General features: G+C 60.2%; 13 protein-coding genes. 3 read left to right on the top strand and 10 right to left on the bottom strand.

Annotated elements, in window-relative coordinates:
- Positions 1-388 precede the first annotated feature (388 nt).
- Both VH569_RS11145 and VH569_RS11140 read right to left on the bottom strand, forming a co-directional pair.
- Positions 389-721 carry a HigA family addiction module antitoxin gene (locus VH569_RS11145; RefSeq protein WP_423315396.1) on the bottom strand — a complete coding sequence of 111 codons (333 nt, stop codon included), beginning with the start codon at positions 719-721 and terminating at the stop codon, positions 389-391.
- Between the two features lie 150 nt (positions 722-871).
- Positions 872-1,225: a helix-turn-helix domain-containing protein gene (locus VH569_RS11140; RefSeq protein WP_423315395.1), complete on the bottom strand. Its 354-nt coding sequence runs from the start codon at positions 1,223-1,225 to the stop codon at positions 872-874.
- Positions 1,226-1,378: 153 nt separating this feature from the next.
- Between VH569_RS11140 and VH569_RS11135 the strand changes: the two genes are divergently transcribed.
- Positions 1,379-1,639 (top strand): hypothetical protein, encoded by a 261-nt coding sequence (locus VH569_RS11135; protein ID WP_423315394.1) that lies wholly within the window; start codon positions 1,379-1,381, stop codon positions 1,637-1,639.
- Positions 1,640-2,251: 612 nt separating this feature from the next.
- On the opposite strand, the gene VH569_RS11130 is transcribed toward VH569_RS11135, so the two are convergent.
- Complete coding sequence (locus tag VH569_RS11130) at positions 2,252-2,500, bottom strand: hypothetical protein (RefSeq protein ID WP_423315393.1); 249 nt, start codon at positions 2,498-2,500, stop codon at positions 2,252-2,254.
- Between the two features lie 271 nt (positions 2,501-2,771).
- Between VH569_RS11130 and VH569_RS11125 the strand changes: the two genes are divergently transcribed.
- Positions 2,772-3,149 (top strand): helix-turn-helix domain-containing protein, encoded by a 378-nt coding sequence (locus tag VH569_RS11125; protein WP_423315392.1) that lies wholly within the window; start codon positions 2,772-2,774, stop codon positions 3,147-3,149.
- A gap of 333 nt (positions 3,150-3,482) precedes the next feature.
- On the top strand, positions 3,483-4,271 hold the full coding sequence (locus VH569_RS11120; protein WP_423315391.1) for a TniQ family protein: 789 nt from the start codon (positions 3,483-3,485) through the stop codon (positions 4,269-4,271).
- A gap of 196 nt (positions 4,272-4,467) precedes the next feature.
- Here VH569_RS11120 and VH569_RS11115 read toward each other — a convergent pair whose 3' ends face one another.
- The 7 genes from VH569_RS11115 to VH569_RS11085 form a co-directional block, all read right to left on the bottom strand.
- Positions 4,468-6,300 carry a TniQ family protein gene (locus tag VH569_RS11115; RefSeq protein WP_423315390.1) on the bottom strand — a complete coding sequence of 611 codons (1,833 nt, stop codon included), beginning with the start codon at positions 6,298-6,300 and terminating at the stop codon, positions 4,468-4,470.
- An 11-nt stretch (positions 6,301-6,311) separates the two neighbouring features.
- Positions 6,312-7,391, bottom strand: coding sequence for a TniB family NTP-binding protein (locus tag VH569_RS11110; RefSeq protein WP_423315389.1), 1,080 nt, complete (start codon positions 7,389-7,391; stop codon positions 6,312-6,314).
- Positions 7,388-9,556, bottom strand: coding sequence for a Mu transposase C-terminal domain-containing protein (locus VH569_RS11105; RefSeq protein WP_423315388.1), 2,169 nt, complete (start codon positions 9,554-9,556; stop codon positions 7,388-7,390). The genes VH569_RS11110 and VH569_RS11105 overlap by 4 nt, the downstream gene beginning before the upstream one ends.
- The gene (locus VH569_RS11100) at positions 9,556-10,500 is read right to left on the bottom strand and encodes a hypothetical protein (protein ID WP_423315387.1); all 945 of its coding nucleotides are present in this window, start codon (positions 10,498-10,500) and stop codon (positions 9,556-9,558) included. The genes VH569_RS11105 and VH569_RS11100 overlap by 1 nt, the downstream gene beginning before the upstream one ends.
- 392 nt (positions 10,501-10,892) lie before the next feature.
- Positions 10,893-11,285 (bottom strand): hypothetical protein, encoded by a 393-nt coding sequence (locus VH569_RS11095; protein ID WP_395458784.1) that lies wholly within the window; start codon positions 11,283-11,285, stop codon positions 10,893-10,895.
- Between the two features lie 378 nt (positions 11,286-11,663).
- The gene (locus VH569_RS11090) at positions 11,664-13,739 is read right to left on the bottom strand and encodes a UvrD-helicase domain-containing protein (protein WP_423315385.1); all 2,076 of its coding nucleotides are present in this window, start codon (positions 13,737-13,739) and stop codon (positions 11,664-11,666) included.
- The gene (locus VH569_RS11085; RefSeq protein WP_423315384.1) at positions 13,736-15,913 is read right to left on the bottom strand and encodes an ATP-dependent nuclease; all 2,178 of its coding nucleotides are present in this window, start codon (positions 15,911-15,913) and stop codon (positions 13,736-13,738) included. The genes VH569_RS11090 and VH569_RS11085 overlap by 4 nt, the downstream gene beginning before the upstream one ends.
- Between the last annotated feature and the right edge of the window lie 529 nt (positions 15,914-16,442).

Here is a 16,442-nt window from a genome sequence, read left to right as displayed (position 1 = left end):
CAAGGACCGACATGGGAATTGCGCGCCCATCCGCATGAGGTCGTGATGACCCGGTAGCGCAAACGGATAGGGCGGAGCCTTTATGGCTGGTCCATATCGCAAAAAATGAGAAAGCCTGAACAATGAGATCAGTGTGTTATGTGCCGCTGTTAAACAGAATCTGATAGAGCGTTAAGCAAAAGATGAGAAATCGCACAGGCTTTTGCGCAAAGTTTGATAAGCGGGACGAACATTAGCCACTGGCGCCGTTCCACGCGACCCCGTGGGGTTTAGCCCGGTCCCGCAGATCGCGCGGGGCGGCGCTCTTCGCACAACTCGACTATCGTAGTGTCGGACCGGATGGAACGCCGACGATCCTGCTGCTAGCCGGCGCCATTGGCGGACGCTCCTACGTCGCCGTTGCGGCCGAGTCGTTGTTGGCCGGCGGCGCGAAAGTTGCGCCGGGCGTCCAGTCAGCGATTTCTATAGAGGCGTCCCATTCATCGACGGCGGCTTGGAGGTTCATCCAGAAGCGCGGCGTGGTTCCAAGTACGATTGCCAAACGGGCCGCGGTGGTCGGATCGAGCCTTTTGTGGCCGTTCACGATCTGGCTGACGTGCTTCCGGCTCAAACCCAACGCATCTGCCATGGCGGTCACGCTGATACGGCGTGGCTCCATGTAGTGGGCCTTGAGGATCGCTCCGGGCATGGTGGGACGGCGGTTTTGGCGAAGCGCAGCCATCAGTGAGAAACCTCCAAGTCCAAAGCGGTGACATCGGTCCCGCAGAAGGTAACCGTGATGCCCCAGTTACCCGAGGACTGTGCCAGACGGGACGTGTCGTTCTACATACGTGCGGCGGCGAAAGCGTCAAGGAGAAGTCAAAGCGGAACCTCACGGCCGCCGCAGTCTCCCCTGCGCTAAAGCCTCGACCTGTCGGACCGCGATTTCCAGGTCGGCGTCGGCGAGCCCATCGGCAAGGGCGAGTAGCCGGGCGCGCAGTTCTGCGCGCCGGGACGACACCGCCGTCGTGCCCACCTCCTCGAACAAGCTACCGAGCGGCAGGTCGAGCACTCGGCCCAATTGCTCCAACGTATCGAGGCCCGGAAAGGCTCTGCCACGTTCAAGGTTCGACACTGTCTCGACGGTGCGTGCGATAGCTTCGGCAACCTGCTCCTGGGTCAGATTGAGGGCTAAGCGGCGGGCCCGTAGCCGCGCGCCAAGAAGTTGCTTCAGGTCTCGCACCATAACCCGAACTGTCCTTTCGGGCACAGCACTTGACCATAGGCTCATTTTTCGGCTTATCTCCGTCACCCGTAAAATAAGGTCGGGTAAGCGGCTCCTGCGTGCGTCACTCGCCGGACGATCCCGCTTGCCCGTATAGAGGAGGCTCGGATCGGTATGATTGTGACGGAAGAGTTCCTGGCGGCATGGGATCAGACGCTGGCGTGGCTGAAGGGCAGCGACCGGCAGGCTTGGGACGGGTATGAGGTTGGACAACTCCTGCAGCGGGTCGGGCTCAAATACAACTGGCGCCTGCTCACTCAGACGGACGGCACAGGTGAACGTGAGTGGCGTGAGGTCCAAATGGCGTGGGCAAGTAAACTATCGGACCTCGGTGCTCCGGAAAGCTTGCTCGCAACCGTCCGTGCGGTAGAGTGAGGTGATTGCTGCCGGGACCATAGCTCTGATATTGAGACGACGCTCTTAGTGGGCGGCGTTACCATTGGGCTTCAGTTCCAAGGTACAGCACAAATGCCCCGATCGCCCACGCGCCCGGTCATCCACCGTTTGGCAACGATCAAGCCCACTCCCGCCGAGCGCGCTCGCTGGCTCCCGCACGCCCGGCGGCACGGTTTGTCCTTGCCAGAATACCTAAGTTGATTGGAATACGCACCGCTGCGTCAGCGACCATCTCAGCGCTTCCGGCGAACCGGTTCGTCGTCAGACTACGTGGCCGCCAACCACGCCGTTGCCTTGGGCGCATACTGGACTTGGCCCAGGTGCAACGCCGTCCCATTCTTTTCTGCGGCTCGCCCAACCCAGGCATTGGCCGGCGCATTCGAGGCTACCGGCTCACCCGGTTCCAGCCGCGCTTCCGCGACTGTTATCTTCTTCTGCCGATCCCGCCGCTGCCACATCACCGACGTTCACTGTGATCGTCTGCGCCGTGACGGTCACCATCTGGAGCAAAAGCTGTGGTGGTTTCCGTGAATTCCACCGCCAAACGGGCTCGTTGCCCATTCACAATGTCGGCGAACTGAGAGGGATATGTCACTGCTCGGAGTCGAACGGCGAAGCACGTTCTGTTTCGATCGCTGAATTGATGCCCCGTATTTGCTTGACTGCTTCCAGGGCCGCCGGCAGTTGGGTGACCACTTGTTCATAAAGTGCGAGCATGTCATCCTTCTCGACCTCTGACATGCCGTCGATGCTTTCCACGGCAAGAGCTTTCTGGCGCTTGCCCCACGGCAAGAGATCAATGACTGCCCGAAGGTCGTCTCGGCGATCCGAATCATGCATGACTTACACCGCTGTACCGGTCATTCCGCACCTTCATGCCGCGTCTGGCAACATGGATGGTACGCTGCCCGGTTGAGTAAGGGAAGTAACCTTGTATCTTGCCAAAACCTCTGACTGTGCTGCGATCAGGCGATTTGGCAAGAACAAGGCAAAGGCGTTCGGCAACGGGTGGAGCCCGGCCGACTCGGTGACTGAGGGGGCATCTACCTGATCGGCGGCGATGCGTTGCCGATCACGATGCTGAAGGTTGTGAGTTGAACAAGGTATTCCCATGAACGTCCTGCCCATTACGCCGATTGCCGAAACAGCGGACACGGTGACGCTGAGCCGGGCCGACTATGAGGCCTTGGCTGAGTTGGTTGTCGACGTCCGGGGTCTCGCTGACGCCGACGTGGTGAAGATTTGTCTGACTGTTGGCGAGACGGAGGCATTCCCCTTTGAGCTCGCTGAACGGCTCCTAGACGGTGACCATTCTGCCACCGTTTTCCGCGAGTACCGGAGCCTCACTGCGCGCCAGCTCGCAGAAGCGGCCGGCGTCGCGCCATCATGCCTGTCGGCGATCGAGAGTGTTTGCCAGCCCGGCAGCCGTGACGCGATTGCTAAGATTGCCACTGCGCTGCGCGTTCCACTGGACCTGCTGGTGCGCTAATAACCGGCTGTTCTGTACAGGAGCGGCATGGACGTCTGCTGGTGGTATGCACCAGACGGACCGTTACCTATACAAAACGAAATTCTATGTCTGGTTTATTCCACTATAGCCATCTGGTTTGTCCGCTTCTAACTGCGATGGTGGCATCATCGTCCCCTGCACAGCCACATGATTGAAGACACGGTCTATGCTCTGACGATACTGGACAGTACCGCACGTCCCGTCTGTATCTCAGATGAACCAGTCTGATGACTAGCTAGAGACACTGAAATTTCGGTGCGGTTCAAATTGGCGCTTCAAGGATAAACAGGCGAAACAGGCGGGAGCGGAAGAATGGCAATCCGCAACAATTTTTCGATCCCCAACCGTCTTGTCATCCGGAGCGATCTGGTTCCTGGTGAAAGCGTGGTTGGTTATCTTCGGCGGCTTAGTATTGCTAATGGGTTCGATAGCCTGCAGTGGATGTTCAAAAATAACTTATCATCGAAAGAGGAAACGTATTATGAAGATATAATGTACCAAGTGCATTGTATCACGGGTTGTGATTACGAAACCATAAAGGGCTGCGGCTACATACCTCGGGATAAAAACGACCGGATCACCAATTTCTACGGATTTGAGATAAGAAAGAAGCACTTCATATTAGCTTCACAGAAGATATGCCCAATGTGTTTTTATGAGAAGCCAATATTCCAGTCTGTATGGGATATTAGAGCCTGGATTGCCTGCCCAATTCATGAAATTCATATAATTGATCGATGTCCAGAATGCGGTAGGTCTCTGTCATGGAGCCAAGCAACATACATGTGTGAATGTGGTGCCTTTGAGTATGACGATTGCTTCAAGGGTAATTCTCATGAGAACGTAATTTTCTGCTCAAAACATATTTCCTTCCTTCTGTGGAATAGAAAAGAGGATGAAAACACAAAAATAGCTGATAAGGTGCGAGTATTTTCCTTGGAAAATTTTCTAGATCTAATTGTTGATCTATACATGGTTCCGCTTATAGAAACAAGAATCAGGAAATTCATCTATGGAAGCATATATAAAGATTACGAAGATTGCTTGATTCATTCGATGGGAATAATAATGAATTGGCGGATGGTTTTTATGAACATGTAGAAAGAGTTGTTGAGGCGCTATTGTATTTCCGTAATAGAGAAGAAGAGAAATATTTAACGTTTAGAATATTTTTATGCGTAAGTTTTATAGACAAAATGAAGGAGATTGCAAGAAATGTTGATGGAGATGAAAAAATATGGTGTAAGAAGTGGGGTGATGTGATCGCGAAGCGTCACTTCCCTAAATTCGTGTAATGTTATTTTATGTATTGATCTACTTCCGACCTGTTCCACACCGCAGAAATTCCCTTTCTTTTATCCGGGTAAAGAATTGGGAATATTGACAGGGATGTTAACGTAGAGATGACGGTTCGGGAGCTTCTCCCTTTGAAATGCAACAAGTCGCGCGAAAAGCAGAAGCTCCGGTGAAACTCAGCGATGGAATGCTCTGAGAGTCCACATTTTACCATGCGGCCTGTTTGAGGACGGTTGGTCTGAAAGCAGCCGGCCACCGCCAACGCATGCACCATGCGCACGGAGACGCCGAGAGACTTCGCGGCTTCCCGCACTCCCAGGCAACGCTCTCCCGACAGGCGAACCGTGTGGCCGAACACATCACTTTTCCGGGCATACAGGCTGCGCAGACCGCTCTCGAGCGGAGATGCTGCAATGCGCCAGAGTGGCAATCGGTCGCCGAGCGCTTCCTGCAAGACACTTGGCAGGGAGAGCCGCCGGTGGAGCGGCAGGCCAGCGAGAGACACCATGTCGACGCCGGCCCCTGTCATGACGGTGGCCTTTTGGAGCAAGGCAGCGACAAGGCCTTCCAGGGACGCGCGCTCGTACCTGTAAGCGCCACCTACCTTGATCACACCGTCCAGAATCCCACCGCGCCGAAGCTTCTCGATCTGGGAGCAGGATGTACCGAGGCCTTCGGCTGCTTCCGAACAGGACAGCGCTTGCTCTGCGCGTTCTTGGAATTCCTGCAGGCTGGTCGGGTCGACCAATATCTGGCGCCGCCGCCCCATGTCCCGGAGTTCACCCTTCAAAATTCCATTTCCGACCATGCGGGCAATGCTTGCGCTCGTGATCCCCAGGCTCTTTGCCGCTTGCGAGCCCGACACGCGAAGTGGGGCATCGGGTGGGGCATAGAAGATCGACTTGCGCTTGATGAGTCCGTTTCCCCAATGGTCGGCGAAGTAGCGCCTCACCTCGGAGAACAGGAAGGCGAAGGTCTCGTCGCCGAAGAAAGCCCGGAGGCGTGGAAGGCAGTGTCCGTATTCGGCCGCCAGCCCGACCCGGTGTTCGGAGGACCGGGCACTCCGTTCGAGCCATTCATAGAGGCTCTGTGGCCAGTCCTGCAGGAGATGGGCCGCTGTCTCCACCGTCTTGCGATCTGCTGCCAACCCGGCCTTGGTCATGGTTGAAACGCGCCAGTTGGGGTCGGTGTGATCGGAGCCGAAGAAGGCGATGAAGCGCACCGCCATGTCGAGGGTCTGCAGGGCACCGACCGGCAGAGTCTGCGACGCCGGTGTCGGCATCGGCTGCGCCGTACGCTCCTCCAGCAATGCCGCAACTTCGAGTGCCGACTCGGACGCCGGGCCGGAGGACGCAGCGGTCCAGGCGCGTCGGCACCGGCAAAGCTCGAGGCCCGGGCGCATCCAACTCAGGCGGCTCAAGCAGTGAGGGCAACTGTCGACCAGCCAGCAGCCGTGTGTCCGGCACGCGACATAAGCGGTCACATCCCATATGCGCCGCACGCTGCCGCGTTCGCGGACGCAACTTGGACAGGCGCGGGGGTGGATGAGGTCGAGCGCCGTGGCCGGCAGCGACCCATTGCCGAAGCGCACCAAGCCCGTCCGTCCCGCAACGGGCCAGTTGGCCAAAGCCTCCAGATCGATGGGGCCGACACCGGTGAGGTTGGACAGGGTTGTCAGATCGCAGCGTGTTCCGGCGATCGCAAGACGCAAACCGGCCGCATCCAGCAGCCAGCGGATGTCCGGGTGGCCATTGGCTTGGGCCAGACGCAGAACGTATCCCTTCAGGTTTTCATCAGCCAGGGGCGTGCTGCGGACGGTAAGGCGGTTTTCCATTGGCAAGGGCGTCACCGTTTGGTCAGCGCCTGGTTCACGTTCTCCTTGCGCAGGCGACGCTTCTTGGCGCTTCGCCGTGTTGCGACGTCCGGACGCGAGAGCGAATCGTCCTCGATCGGCGGGGGCAACTGCCCGGCGTAGGTTGAGGAGAACGGGTTGATCATTCTGTGCGCTTCCTTGCGGAAGGCCCGGTCGAAGGCTTCCTCCAAGAGTTCCAGGGTGATGTGCCGTGGCACCGCCGGGTTCTGCGCAATGATCCTCATGCACATCTTCAGCAGCTTCTTCAACGCGCCGATCACGCCACGGCTGGCGTAATAGAAGCGAAGCGCAATCCGATCCTCCGTGACGTCGAAGTCGAACGGAATGGGCGACAGTTTCTGAAACGCCAGCAAGGTTCCAATGAACTGCGCCTGATCCTCAAGGTCGTCCATGCCGTCACCCGTCCGCCACCGGTAGGCGGGCATGCGAAGTTCGGCATCGCAACGCCGCTCATGCTGGCCGTCCTGCTCGAACAGGTAACTCAGGCGACCGAGACCAAGGAAGATCAAGCTCACGTTGTTTTCGTCGTGGCGGGACTTGAACCAGTCCGCCAATTCTTCGGTCACCACCACACCGTTGCGGTCAACCGCGCGCTGAGCTTCGTCGATGAGGATACCGACCGTGCCGCATGCCGCGACCAGTCTGTCGACCCTTTTGCCGAAGGAATATTTGTCGCCACGATGCCAAGCCGGATCACCGAACGTCCGCAGCATCTCCATGCCGACCGATTTGACCGTGGGGGCTGGCGGCATGACGAACTGGAGCAGCGGGATGCGGTCCGCCGTCATGACCGGATGGGGCGGCTCGTCAATCAAACGGCCATCGGGAACGGCTTGGTATTCCTGCGCCAGCTTCTTGCGCAACGTCGACTTGCCGACTCCGGGGGGGCCACTCACCTGTAGACAGGGGGCTTCGTCATCGCAGTCCTGAAGGCTCAGGATCAGTCGAACCTCCTCCATGATGCGCATGAACCGTGGGTGCGGTACGAAGATGCTCGCCATTTGACGGTATAGGGTGCGTGGTGGCACTTCCAGCAGGTCTTGGACGGTCATGGGCGTTGCTCCTCTGTGCGCTCAGTGAGGCCCCCAAGGGAGAGGTCGGCGTCATAAACCGGGATTGTGCGTTTTGGCCGCTCCGCAAGGATCGGCGCGAGAGGCGCGTCGGCCCTCACGCCACCCTCTGGCGGACGTGCCGCAGGTGTTGGCAGAGCGGATGTCGAAGCCTGTTCCTGGAACGGGTTGAGTGACTGTCCGGCGAAGGGACCGCTCAACGGGCCGAGGGCACCATCGATATCGAGATTGTTGAAGATGTGCTGTGTTCCGATCCCGAACGTGCGGGCGATCAGAGTGTTGGTGCGGATGCTCAAGGCCATCGGAAGGGCATCCGAGATGAGTTGCTGCAAATCCCATTGCGCCTGTTGCAGGGCGTCGATGTCCTCGCGCCCGTACCGTTCATTGGCCCATTTCAGGTTCAACTCATGACGGTGGAGACTGAGGCCTTGCGTGTAATGCTTGTTGAGTGCCTCCACGCGGATCCAGAAGCGTTCCTTCGGTTCGAACACGTGGATGACGGATAGGTTGCTCGGGTTGATCTTCACCCGCACCTTGGTCCGACGGCCATACTGGCGGCGGAATGCATGCAGACCGTCCGAGTAGTAGGACAGGCCCCTGAACGTTACGCCGCGGTGATCGACGGTGGCGGTTCGGACAATCCCGAACAGCAGGTCCAGGTCGGTCGCCCGCTCCAGGAACTCCGGTGGCCGTGCTCGGACACCTTCGTTCCAGCGATCTCTCGGCGTGATCTTCCATGTTCCCATAGGCCGGTTGCAGTAAATATCGATCAGCCACTTATGGAAAATGTAGAGAAAGTGCCGGAGCCCGATACAGCCATTTTGGGTTGGATCGTAATCCTGTTTATCGACGATGTTGCCAAGAACGAACCCGGGCATTTCCTGGAGAAGAAGTTTATTCAGAAGGTTGAAGGCATTCTCAACAGCCGATTTGAACCAGGGAGTATAAATCTTTGTGAACTTGTATGGAGTGTTGAGATCATACGTGATGGTCCGAATACTCTCGCCATATTGGGACAAGCCATTATCGAAGATGAGAAGGCGCGGGATTCCAGCCGCAGGCAGGGTGTTCTGGATATCCGGATAGGTGGTCTGAACATAGGCTTTGGGAAGACAGGCGTGGCGCAAAGCGCTCGCGATCGTCAGATCACTTGGTGGTTCGAAACCGAGATAGAAACCAACCGGAAGGTTGGAATAATCGTCAAGGTACCAGTTCAGCCAAGCCCGCCCAAGCGGAACGCCAAATGTTTCATCGAAGAAGTAGAAGGGCAACTTGGTCTCGTCATACTCCACAAGGTCGAGACAGGCCTCAGGTCCTTCGTGGTCAGACCTCCCCCGATACATGCGGCGGGCCTTTGCTTTGCCGTATTTGGCAACATCCCGGTCGTATGCCGGAAACTCGTTCCACAGGCGATAGAAGGTCGGCAGCGACGGCATCGTCAATCTCGCCGCAGGGTCGCGCCTGTTCTCCAGGCGGAGGAGATCGTCGACGGTGTTGCGGATGGAGCGCATCGTGCAGGTCGGGGAGTGACCGGCGGCCCCCTTGTTCTCGCGGGCGTCATCAAGCTTTGCCCGCATGGTGTCCAGGATGATCTTCCGAACCCGGGGATGCAGCTGATTGTGGCGTCCGCAGCAGGCGCACCGCCCAGCGAGGTCTAATCTGTCCTCGGCAGCAGCGAGATCAGCCTTCCAGCGGTAGTAGGTGGGCGTGGACACCGGCCTGGAACGGCCGAGTTCCTTGCTAATCTCCGCGAGGATCTTCTCAAGCGCCGTCGTCTTCTGCCCGCCTTCCAATACGACCACGGAGTTCAGATGGACACCCGCGGCTGCTCGAGCGTCCACGGCTCCCAGGACGGCCGACCGAAGGGAAATCCGCTGCTGTTCGGCTTCCGTCCGATCGGTGATCGAGGTCGCTGCACGGCGCCTCTTGGTATCGTCCGGCTTGCGGGTATCATCAGCCCGTTCGGCATCAAGCACCAGGGCTCCCGAGACATACAGGGTGTCCAGCTGTGACGTGGTTTTGGTCACCAGCCGGTTCGTGAGGGTTTCCACCAGCTGCCACTCGCCATCGCCTTGCATGGTCACGAACCGCATGGGGATGCCGTCGATGCGTACGCACGTGTTGGGGGCGTAGCAGAAGCTCCGCATCACGGCGGCTCCGAGCCAGGACCATTCAACGACTGGTGGCTTCGCCAGACGAGACTGGCTGGCCCCAGCGGCGTGTCGAGGTCGGTTGCCAAATCCCCGTTCACGATCAGGCTGTGGATGTGCTTGGCCGCAAGCTGCGGAAACCCGGCCAGGAGGGTACTGATGGCGATCGTTGCCCCCGCCGGCACAGCGAGCGCAAGCTGGCGCCACATGGCGCCGTCGGGAAGCGGGGCATGGCGGTCCGCGAACAGGGCGCGAAGGGTCGAGAAGCGTGGCTGTCGGCGGATGTGTCGCTCCGTCTGGACGCAATACCCGAACCCGGACCGTGCCAGCGTCGCGCCGATCGCCGGCCAACGCCGCTCCCGGTCCGGCAGTGCGGCCTCTGCCTCCGGAGTGATCGCCATGAAGGTGCCGACGCCGGCGCGACGCACGAACAGGTCCGGCATGTGCCAGCGGGTCCGCCCGTCCAGGGGATAGCGAAGCCGAAGGGGCTGTTCGATGTAGGCGTCGACGGCAGGGTCGAGTTCGCACAGCAGGAACATGTCGAACTCCAGGTCCGAGCGCGCCCGCAGCGTCCGCTTCATTTTCCGGCTGTGAAACCGGCCTTGCCGCCCGCGCATGGAATTGCGCGGTGCCCGGCCGATCACCCGCGCCGGGCAGTCGATGTCGCCGAAGGTGAATTCGGGGTGGCGCGCGGTAAACCGTCCGTCATCCGGTGGAGGACCGCCAAGGCATTGCGGTGTCCAGACCCGGTCGACCGAAGGAGGAGACGGTCTCGGCAAGGGCGCCGGTGGTCCTGAATGCACAAGCTCCAGGAAAAAGTCGGCCAAAGTTCGCTCTTGATCGTTGTCTGGCCAATCCACACCCTCCGGCTGGCTCAGGCGCTGCGGAACCGAGCTTTCCGGTTGTGGCTGGTCGGTACGGCAGTCTGTGAGCGAAGGCATACGGCTTTTCCCCTTCGGTGCGATGAATTCGCCAAAGCCCGTACTCGTGTTCGGGAACCTGACAATCCTCCTCCGGTCCGACGATCAGGTTGCAGCCGTGCCGGACAGGCCCGCCATTTGCCTGGGATGCCCGGCCGTACAGCGCTGCAGCTTGCAAAGCGAGGATGGCCGGTCGGCCTTCTCGCGCATCATTCGTTGCGGTGGACAGCTCAGCATGTCAAACAGCCCCACAGCTGGAAAGAGGCTGGAAAAACACTACTTCGCATGCCCCATGACGGCCTTGCGGAGCCCTCCAATATGGGTGGGCGCCGCGGTCTCAGATGCGGCGCCCACCGCCGGAAATTCGGGTTTGTGGAGTCATATGCTGCGCTTTGGCATCATCCGCAGCATGGTCAGGAGTTCGGGCCTAGGCGGGCTGGTTGCTCGGCGACCGTCAGGATGTAGCGGCGGCCGTCGCGCTGAACCCATCCCCGACGCTGGGCCTGCGACAACTGCGCACGCGTGGATCCCGGATTGAGTTCGATGGTGCGACGGCGTGCACGGTCAATGATCTCTGGAGTGGTGAGGCCGCCGGGAAACACCTCGGCCAAGCACTCAAGGATCGCAATCATGCGCCGACCACGCGCTTCGGACGTTACAAACGCCGGCAAGCCGTCAAGCGTCGGTCCCAGCCACCCGTCTCTTCCGACCAGATTTTCCAACTCCTCCAAGCGCGCCTCGACCGCACGTCGACGCACGATCGCCTCGAATTCGAGTGCACGCGCTGTCTCGAGTTCGGCCCGCAACTCGCTGATCCTCGTCCGAACGGTACTCATCCTCATCGAAGCTCCACCTCGCCGGTGCGCCATCGGCGGCAGTTGCAGCCCTGTCCCTGCCAAGCATTGGGCTCCCTCAGCATACCTCAGACAGCCCGGTCACGGGGTCATTTCCGTGCGCCCATCTCTCGAGGCTCGCAGTTGCACTCACTCCGTCTGCCGACCGCAGCACCTTGTTCTCTGGAGCCGTCTATAGCCACGCATCCTTGTCGATAGGGAAGCTCCGGATTGTCATCACTCTGTTGCAGCGCGATAAACAGGAATGCAGACACGATGCCGTATTGGGAGGGATCTCACCGGGTGGACGGTGATCGATGTGGTTGGGGAGGAGGTCACCCATCCTGACAATTAGGGGGCAATATGCTCAATCCGCCACCCGACATCTTGTAGCCGACGCTCCCAACCAAGCGCGGCTTTGCCCTCACCGAGATGGCTGGCTCTCAGCGCCACGCACAGCAGATGGCTTGGCCGTGTCATGGCAACGTAAAGCAATCGCTGCGCATCAAGGGCCATGGGGCTCTTACGGCCAGCCAGCAGCCGAAAATGTCGCCCAATGTGGCAAGAGTGAAAAAACGTGTCGAGGATCAGGGTGGCGGTGTGGGTTTGCCCTTTAACGCTGTGGATCGAGCCAAGCCGGATGTTCACTGACCTCCCGTCCTCGCCCTGGTGGACATAGAGGTGGCGGGGAGGCTGTTCGGGCGCCCGGACAATCGCCTCCTCCGGCCACGCTAGAAACGCATCGATCGGTTCCATTTGGCGCGAACGATGCCATCCTCCTTCCTGATGGCTTCTAACGAGCGCTTCCGTCGCGACTCGGATGACAGGCCAAGTGGCTGGATTGGGAGGCGTGCTCATGGTTGCACAGTCCCACAGCCATTTGTGTATCGCCAGCCACAAGGCCGGTCGTTCGGACGCATACGCCCGGAGTTGACGAAGCGGGTTATGGCGCGTTCCGAATTCAGGTGCTCCGCACGCTTCCAGCAGATGGATCAGACCCAACGCCAGTTCCGTGATGGCTGGCCCCAATTCTCCGCTCTCGGTTCGTCGGTGGTGAGCCAGACACAGGTAATCGGCAAGAACACGCGGCCGCGCTGTGCGGCGGGAGGTGTCTGGCTCGTACCGGTTCCAATAGTCACGGACGGAGTGCGGCAACTGGTCCGCCTTGCGCGCGCGCTGACCTGGAGGGGCGTGAACCCGGCCGATGGCCGTGAACACCCCATGGTGAAGGGTATCGCCGTCGAACTCTCGGCACAGTAGCGCGCCAAAGGCTTGCAGCGGACGTTCATGCATGGCCTCGGGGCCGAAGAGGAAAATGGTGTGGCCGCGGCTGCTGGTCGGTTCACCCCTCAAGGTCCCCCAGCGATGCAAGGCATCGCCTTCCATCACACGCCGGCTCGGCGCCACGGCGGACGCCCGCGCGGCGATCCAGCCCCCGAACCGATTGCTGCGCGGCAGGCTGCGCGCCTGCGCGTCCGGAAAGGCATCCACCACCGGAACGGCTTCGGGCTCGCCGCGGTCTCCGTCATAGATGGCCTGATCGCTGTCTCCGAAGCGCTGCCGCAGCGCACAGGCATCCTTGGGGAAAAGCCGTGACAGCATGGCGGCGTGCAAAGGTTGGGTGTCCTGCATCTCGTCCATGAAAACACAGGGGAAGCGGTGCCGTATCAGAGCGGGATACTGGGGCGCCTCGGCAACCAGCCGCTCTCCAAATGCGAACATGTCGTTGTGGAAGAAATACCCGAGTCGGCGGAGACGGCGTCGCAGTTCCGTCATAGCCTCGTAGGTGGGCAGCTTCGGATCTTTCAACTGAAAGGCTGAGAGGTCCAAGCCCAACTCGGCCCCCCGGTACTCCAGCGCATCGCACAGTTCAGACACGACCTCCATGGCGGTCTTCTTCGGAGCACCGGCCGTAGCCTTCCGTGATGAACTCTGGGCGCGCATGATGGCAAACTTGCGGATTGGTTCGAACCGATCATCCTCCCAAACGATCCGGCGTGCGACAGCCCGGCATCGGTCATCGTCGATGAAGCGGACGCCAATCGGCCCCATATGGTATGATCGGAGATAAGGCAAGGCCAGGAAGCTGTTCACGAAGCCGTGGATAGTCCCGACATAATGCGGATAGGTCAGCAGACGCGCCGCTTCCGGTACCCGCTGCACTCCCTTTTCCAGTTCATCGCGCGCGACGGTCGTGTAGGAGAGCACGCAGATGCCACGACTCCGCGCCGTCCACTTGCGCGCAAGAATGGCCAGCTTGGCGACCAGAAGCGTCGTCTTGCCGCTTCCCGGGCAGGCTTCGACATCGCCGGAGTCCAAAGCCTGCAGAACATCCCGGCGCTCGCCCGCGAAGCGCAATCCCAGCGCCTCTTCGATCCAGAAAATATCGGCGTCATTGATGACGGGCAGCGAAAAAAACTCGCTCATTCGTCGACAAGCACCTCGGCTCTGGCAACGGGCATCGGCTGGTCGGTGGCCGTGGCATGCCGCAAGGCCTCGCTCAGGTAGCGTGGCACCTTGCCGGCGAAGGTCCGCCGCTCGGCGGCCGTGCTGTAGCGCTCCTCCAGGATACGGGCCAGGATTTGAGCCGCCGCCGCTTTCGAGCCGGCCGCCACCACCTTGTAGACGTGGACCGCACGCTCGATCGGGTCAGTGCAGGCTGCCCGCAATCGCTCGTAGGCTTGTTCGGCCTCGGTTTCCCACTCTGTCCAAGCCGCTCCAGTCGTTTCGCCCGGGCCATTGGGCTCATCGCCGCGTGCCGCCAGACGACCGGCGATGTAGACCTCGCGCTCCAGTCCGGCGCGTGCCAGATCGTACTCCAAGGTCCAGTGATCCGAGACGAACGTTTTCACGCGTTGCCCGTCCGCTTTGACCTTCGCCTTCATCCACGCATCGGCATCGATCTGGGATTCGGTCTTCTGCCGGCTTCCAGGCTTCAGCTTGAGAATTTCTCGCGCGCAATCCGGCAGCACGTCACGATCGGTCACGCAGGCAACGGGACAGGGGCCCGGAACGTCATCGCTGCGCATCAAGATCCGGGCGTAGCGGTGCAAGCCGGTCCCGCCGACATTGACAATCGACACCCCATGCTTGGCCAGATCAATGCCGAGCAGGACCGCGATGGTCGGCAAAAGCAACGCCTCCGCCGTCCCTTCGACGACGATGACGCCGCGCGCAAAGAACAGATTGGCCTTGGTCGCGTCCAGAAAACGCTGCAGGAACCGGTAGTCTCCAGCAACTAGCCGGGTCCGGCCTTCCGCCAAGGAGAAGCCCTGACCACCCGCGAGAACGATCAGGCTGCCAAGCGGCAGCTTCGACGCAAGGACCGGGCTGTGGGTGGACATCAGCACCTGCACCGGGCGCTCCGATCGGGTGTCCGGCCGTGCCGCCCCATGGCCTGCTCCCGACGGAGCCCCCTTCCCGATGCTCCGGTCGCTGTCCCCCCGTTCCGCATCCGCTGCCTCCTCCTCGGTCTCCGCCTTGGCGGCGGAGCGAAGCCCTGGCTCGGTACGACTCAGCAGAAAATCAATGAGGCGAAGCTGAAGTTGGGGGTGCAGATGCGCCTCCGGCTCCTCAATGAGAAGAAGCGGCATCTTCTCCTCATCCTGCCCCAGAAGCAGCAGCTCACAGGCCATGAACAGCAGGTTCTGGTAGCCGAGCCCACGCGGATGCAGACGGGGAGGGCGCGTCATCGCCGCACCCGCCGCCTCAGGATCGGCGGCTGGAGGTCCGCTGGGAAGCAACAGCAGTTCCAACTTCTCCAGCAACAGCCGCAGCCGCAACTCATCGGCGCCGCACGCAACGCCGATGTGGCTGGACATCCGGTCGGAGCCCAAGGCGAGATGGTGCAGATAGTCCTCGTTCAGGCGGGCGCGTGCCTTGCTCACCCCGGCGTGGGTTTCAATCAAATGATCGGCTAGTTCACCGCGCCGCAAAAGCGTCTGCGGCAGCGACACGTCAGACTTCCCAGCGGCCAGGGCGCTGACGAAGGCTTGGACGTCAAACGCCTCGTCATCTTCCCCTGCAATGGCCAGCGTGTGACGGAGGATCTGCGACAAACGCGAGTTCCGCCCGGATGACAATTCACGTTCGGCATCACGTAGAGGTTTCAAATAGGTGGCTTCCAGAAGCGCCCGGGCGGGTCCTTCGAACCAGGGCCCCTGACCATCCTTTCCCGATCGCAGTTCCACGGAGACACGCCAGCGAGAAGCGTGCTTGACCTTGGCCGATCCCTCTCTGGTGGGACGGTGTGCCACCAGCGTCAGGTACAGAACGGGCGTCTGCGGTGATCCGAGATCGCCCTCGTAAGTGAGATGCTCGATAAAGCCGGCGGCGTCGGCCTCGGAGATACCGGCAAACTTGCAGGTGATCGATAGCCGAGCTTCCGGCTCCAACTGATCATTCCTCCAGTGGAAATCGCGATCCGCATCGACCCGAACAGTGTCATGTCCGGCCACACCGACAACCAAACGAACCGCATCAATGATCGCCGATTTCCCGGCGTCGTTCTCACCCACAAGGACGTTCAGCCCGGGACTCAATGTAAGCGTCAAACGCGCGAAGAGCCGAAAATTCTCCAGATGGAGTTCTGCCAGATGCATCCGCAGCCACACGTCGCTGGTGTATTGCTATCTTCTACACCCTCGCAACATGCGCAGCAATCCAGCGATCGTTACGTCCGAGAAACAGAGATACTCCGCTCATCTCAAACTCTGCATCGCCCTTCCCCGCTACGTCGGGGGGCGGGACGCTCTACGGGTTGGACAAGTGTCAGGTCTAGTCCTCGGTGTGGTGAAGCAAGCCCTACTCGCATGCCCGGTCGAGCAAAGCCTTGACGCTCGAAGGCGCCCAAGTCCTTGCGCCGGTTTTCGTTGGGATGCCCTGACGCTCCAGCTGGCGGCCGATACGGGAAACCGCACACGAAGCGAATCACCATTTGCAAACAGCTGAAGTGCTCAGCTCGCATCTGGCAGCTCAGTCGTGAGAGCGTGCTGCCTACTCTCCCGCCTGCATCGGCCCGGGAAGGTCGACGTCGGCCGTCAGCCGGTCCTGGGCTGCCTTTCTCAAAATACGGTATGATACGGAGATGATCCGCTTCGATCCTGGACGCCTATGCCCCCCTTCAAGTTG

Source organism: Azospirillum sp. 11R-A (assembly GCF_049472615.1).
Classification (GTDB): domain Bacteria; phylum Pseudomonadota; class Alphaproteobacteria; order Azospirillales; family Azospirillaceae; genus Azospirillum; species Azospirillum palustre.
Note: the sequence above shows the minus strand (reverse complement) of the source record. Positions and strands in the feature narration are given on the sequence as shown.

Coding starts and splice junctions, on each gene's coding strand:
- VH569_RS11085 (WP_423315384.1), bottom strand. CDS start 15,913: ATGCATCTGGCAGAACTCCATCTGGAGAATTTTCGGCTCTTCGCGCGT.
- VH569_RS11125 (WP_423315392.1), top strand. CDS start 2,772: ATGAACGTCCTGCCCATTACGCCGATTGCCGAAACAGCGGACACGGTG.
- VH569_RS11140 (WP_423315395.1), bottom strand. CDS start 1,225: ATGGTGCGAGACCTGAAGCAACTTCTTGGCGCGCGGCTACGGGCCCGC.
- VH569_RS11105 (WP_423315388.1), bottom strand. CDS start 9,556: ATGCGGAGCTTCTGCTACGCCCCCAACACGTGCGTACGCATCGACGGC.
- VH569_RS11120 (WP_423315391.1), top strand. CDS start 3,483: ATGGCAATCCGCAACAATTTTTCGATCCCCAACCGTCTTGTCATCCGG.
- VH569_RS11100 (WP_423315387.1), bottom strand. CDS start 10,500: ATGCCTTCGCTCACAGACTGCCGTACCGACCAGCCACAACCGGAAAGC.
- VH569_RS11135 (WP_423315394.1), top strand. CDS start 1,379: ATGATTGTGACGGAAGAGTTCCTGGCGGCATGGGATCAGACGCTGGCG.
- VH569_RS11130 (WP_423315393.1), bottom strand. CDS start 2,500: ATGCATGATTCGGATCGCCGAGACGACCTTCGGGCAGTCATTGATCTC.
- VH569_RS11110 (WP_423315389.1), bottom strand. CDS start 7,391: ATGACCGTCCAAGACCTGCTGGAAGTGCCACCACGCACCCTATACCGT.
- VH569_RS11090 (WP_423315385.1), bottom strand. CDS start 13,739: ATGAGCGAGTTTTTTTCGCTGCCCGTCATCAATGACGCCGATATTTTC.
- VH569_RS11145 (WP_423315396.1), bottom strand. CDS start 721: ATGGCTGCGCTTCGCCAAAACCGCCGTCCCACCATGCCCGGAGCGATC.
- VH569_RS11115 (WP_423315390.1), bottom strand. CDS start 6,300: ATGGAAAACCGCCTTACCGTCCGCAGCACGCCCCTGGCTGATGAAAAC.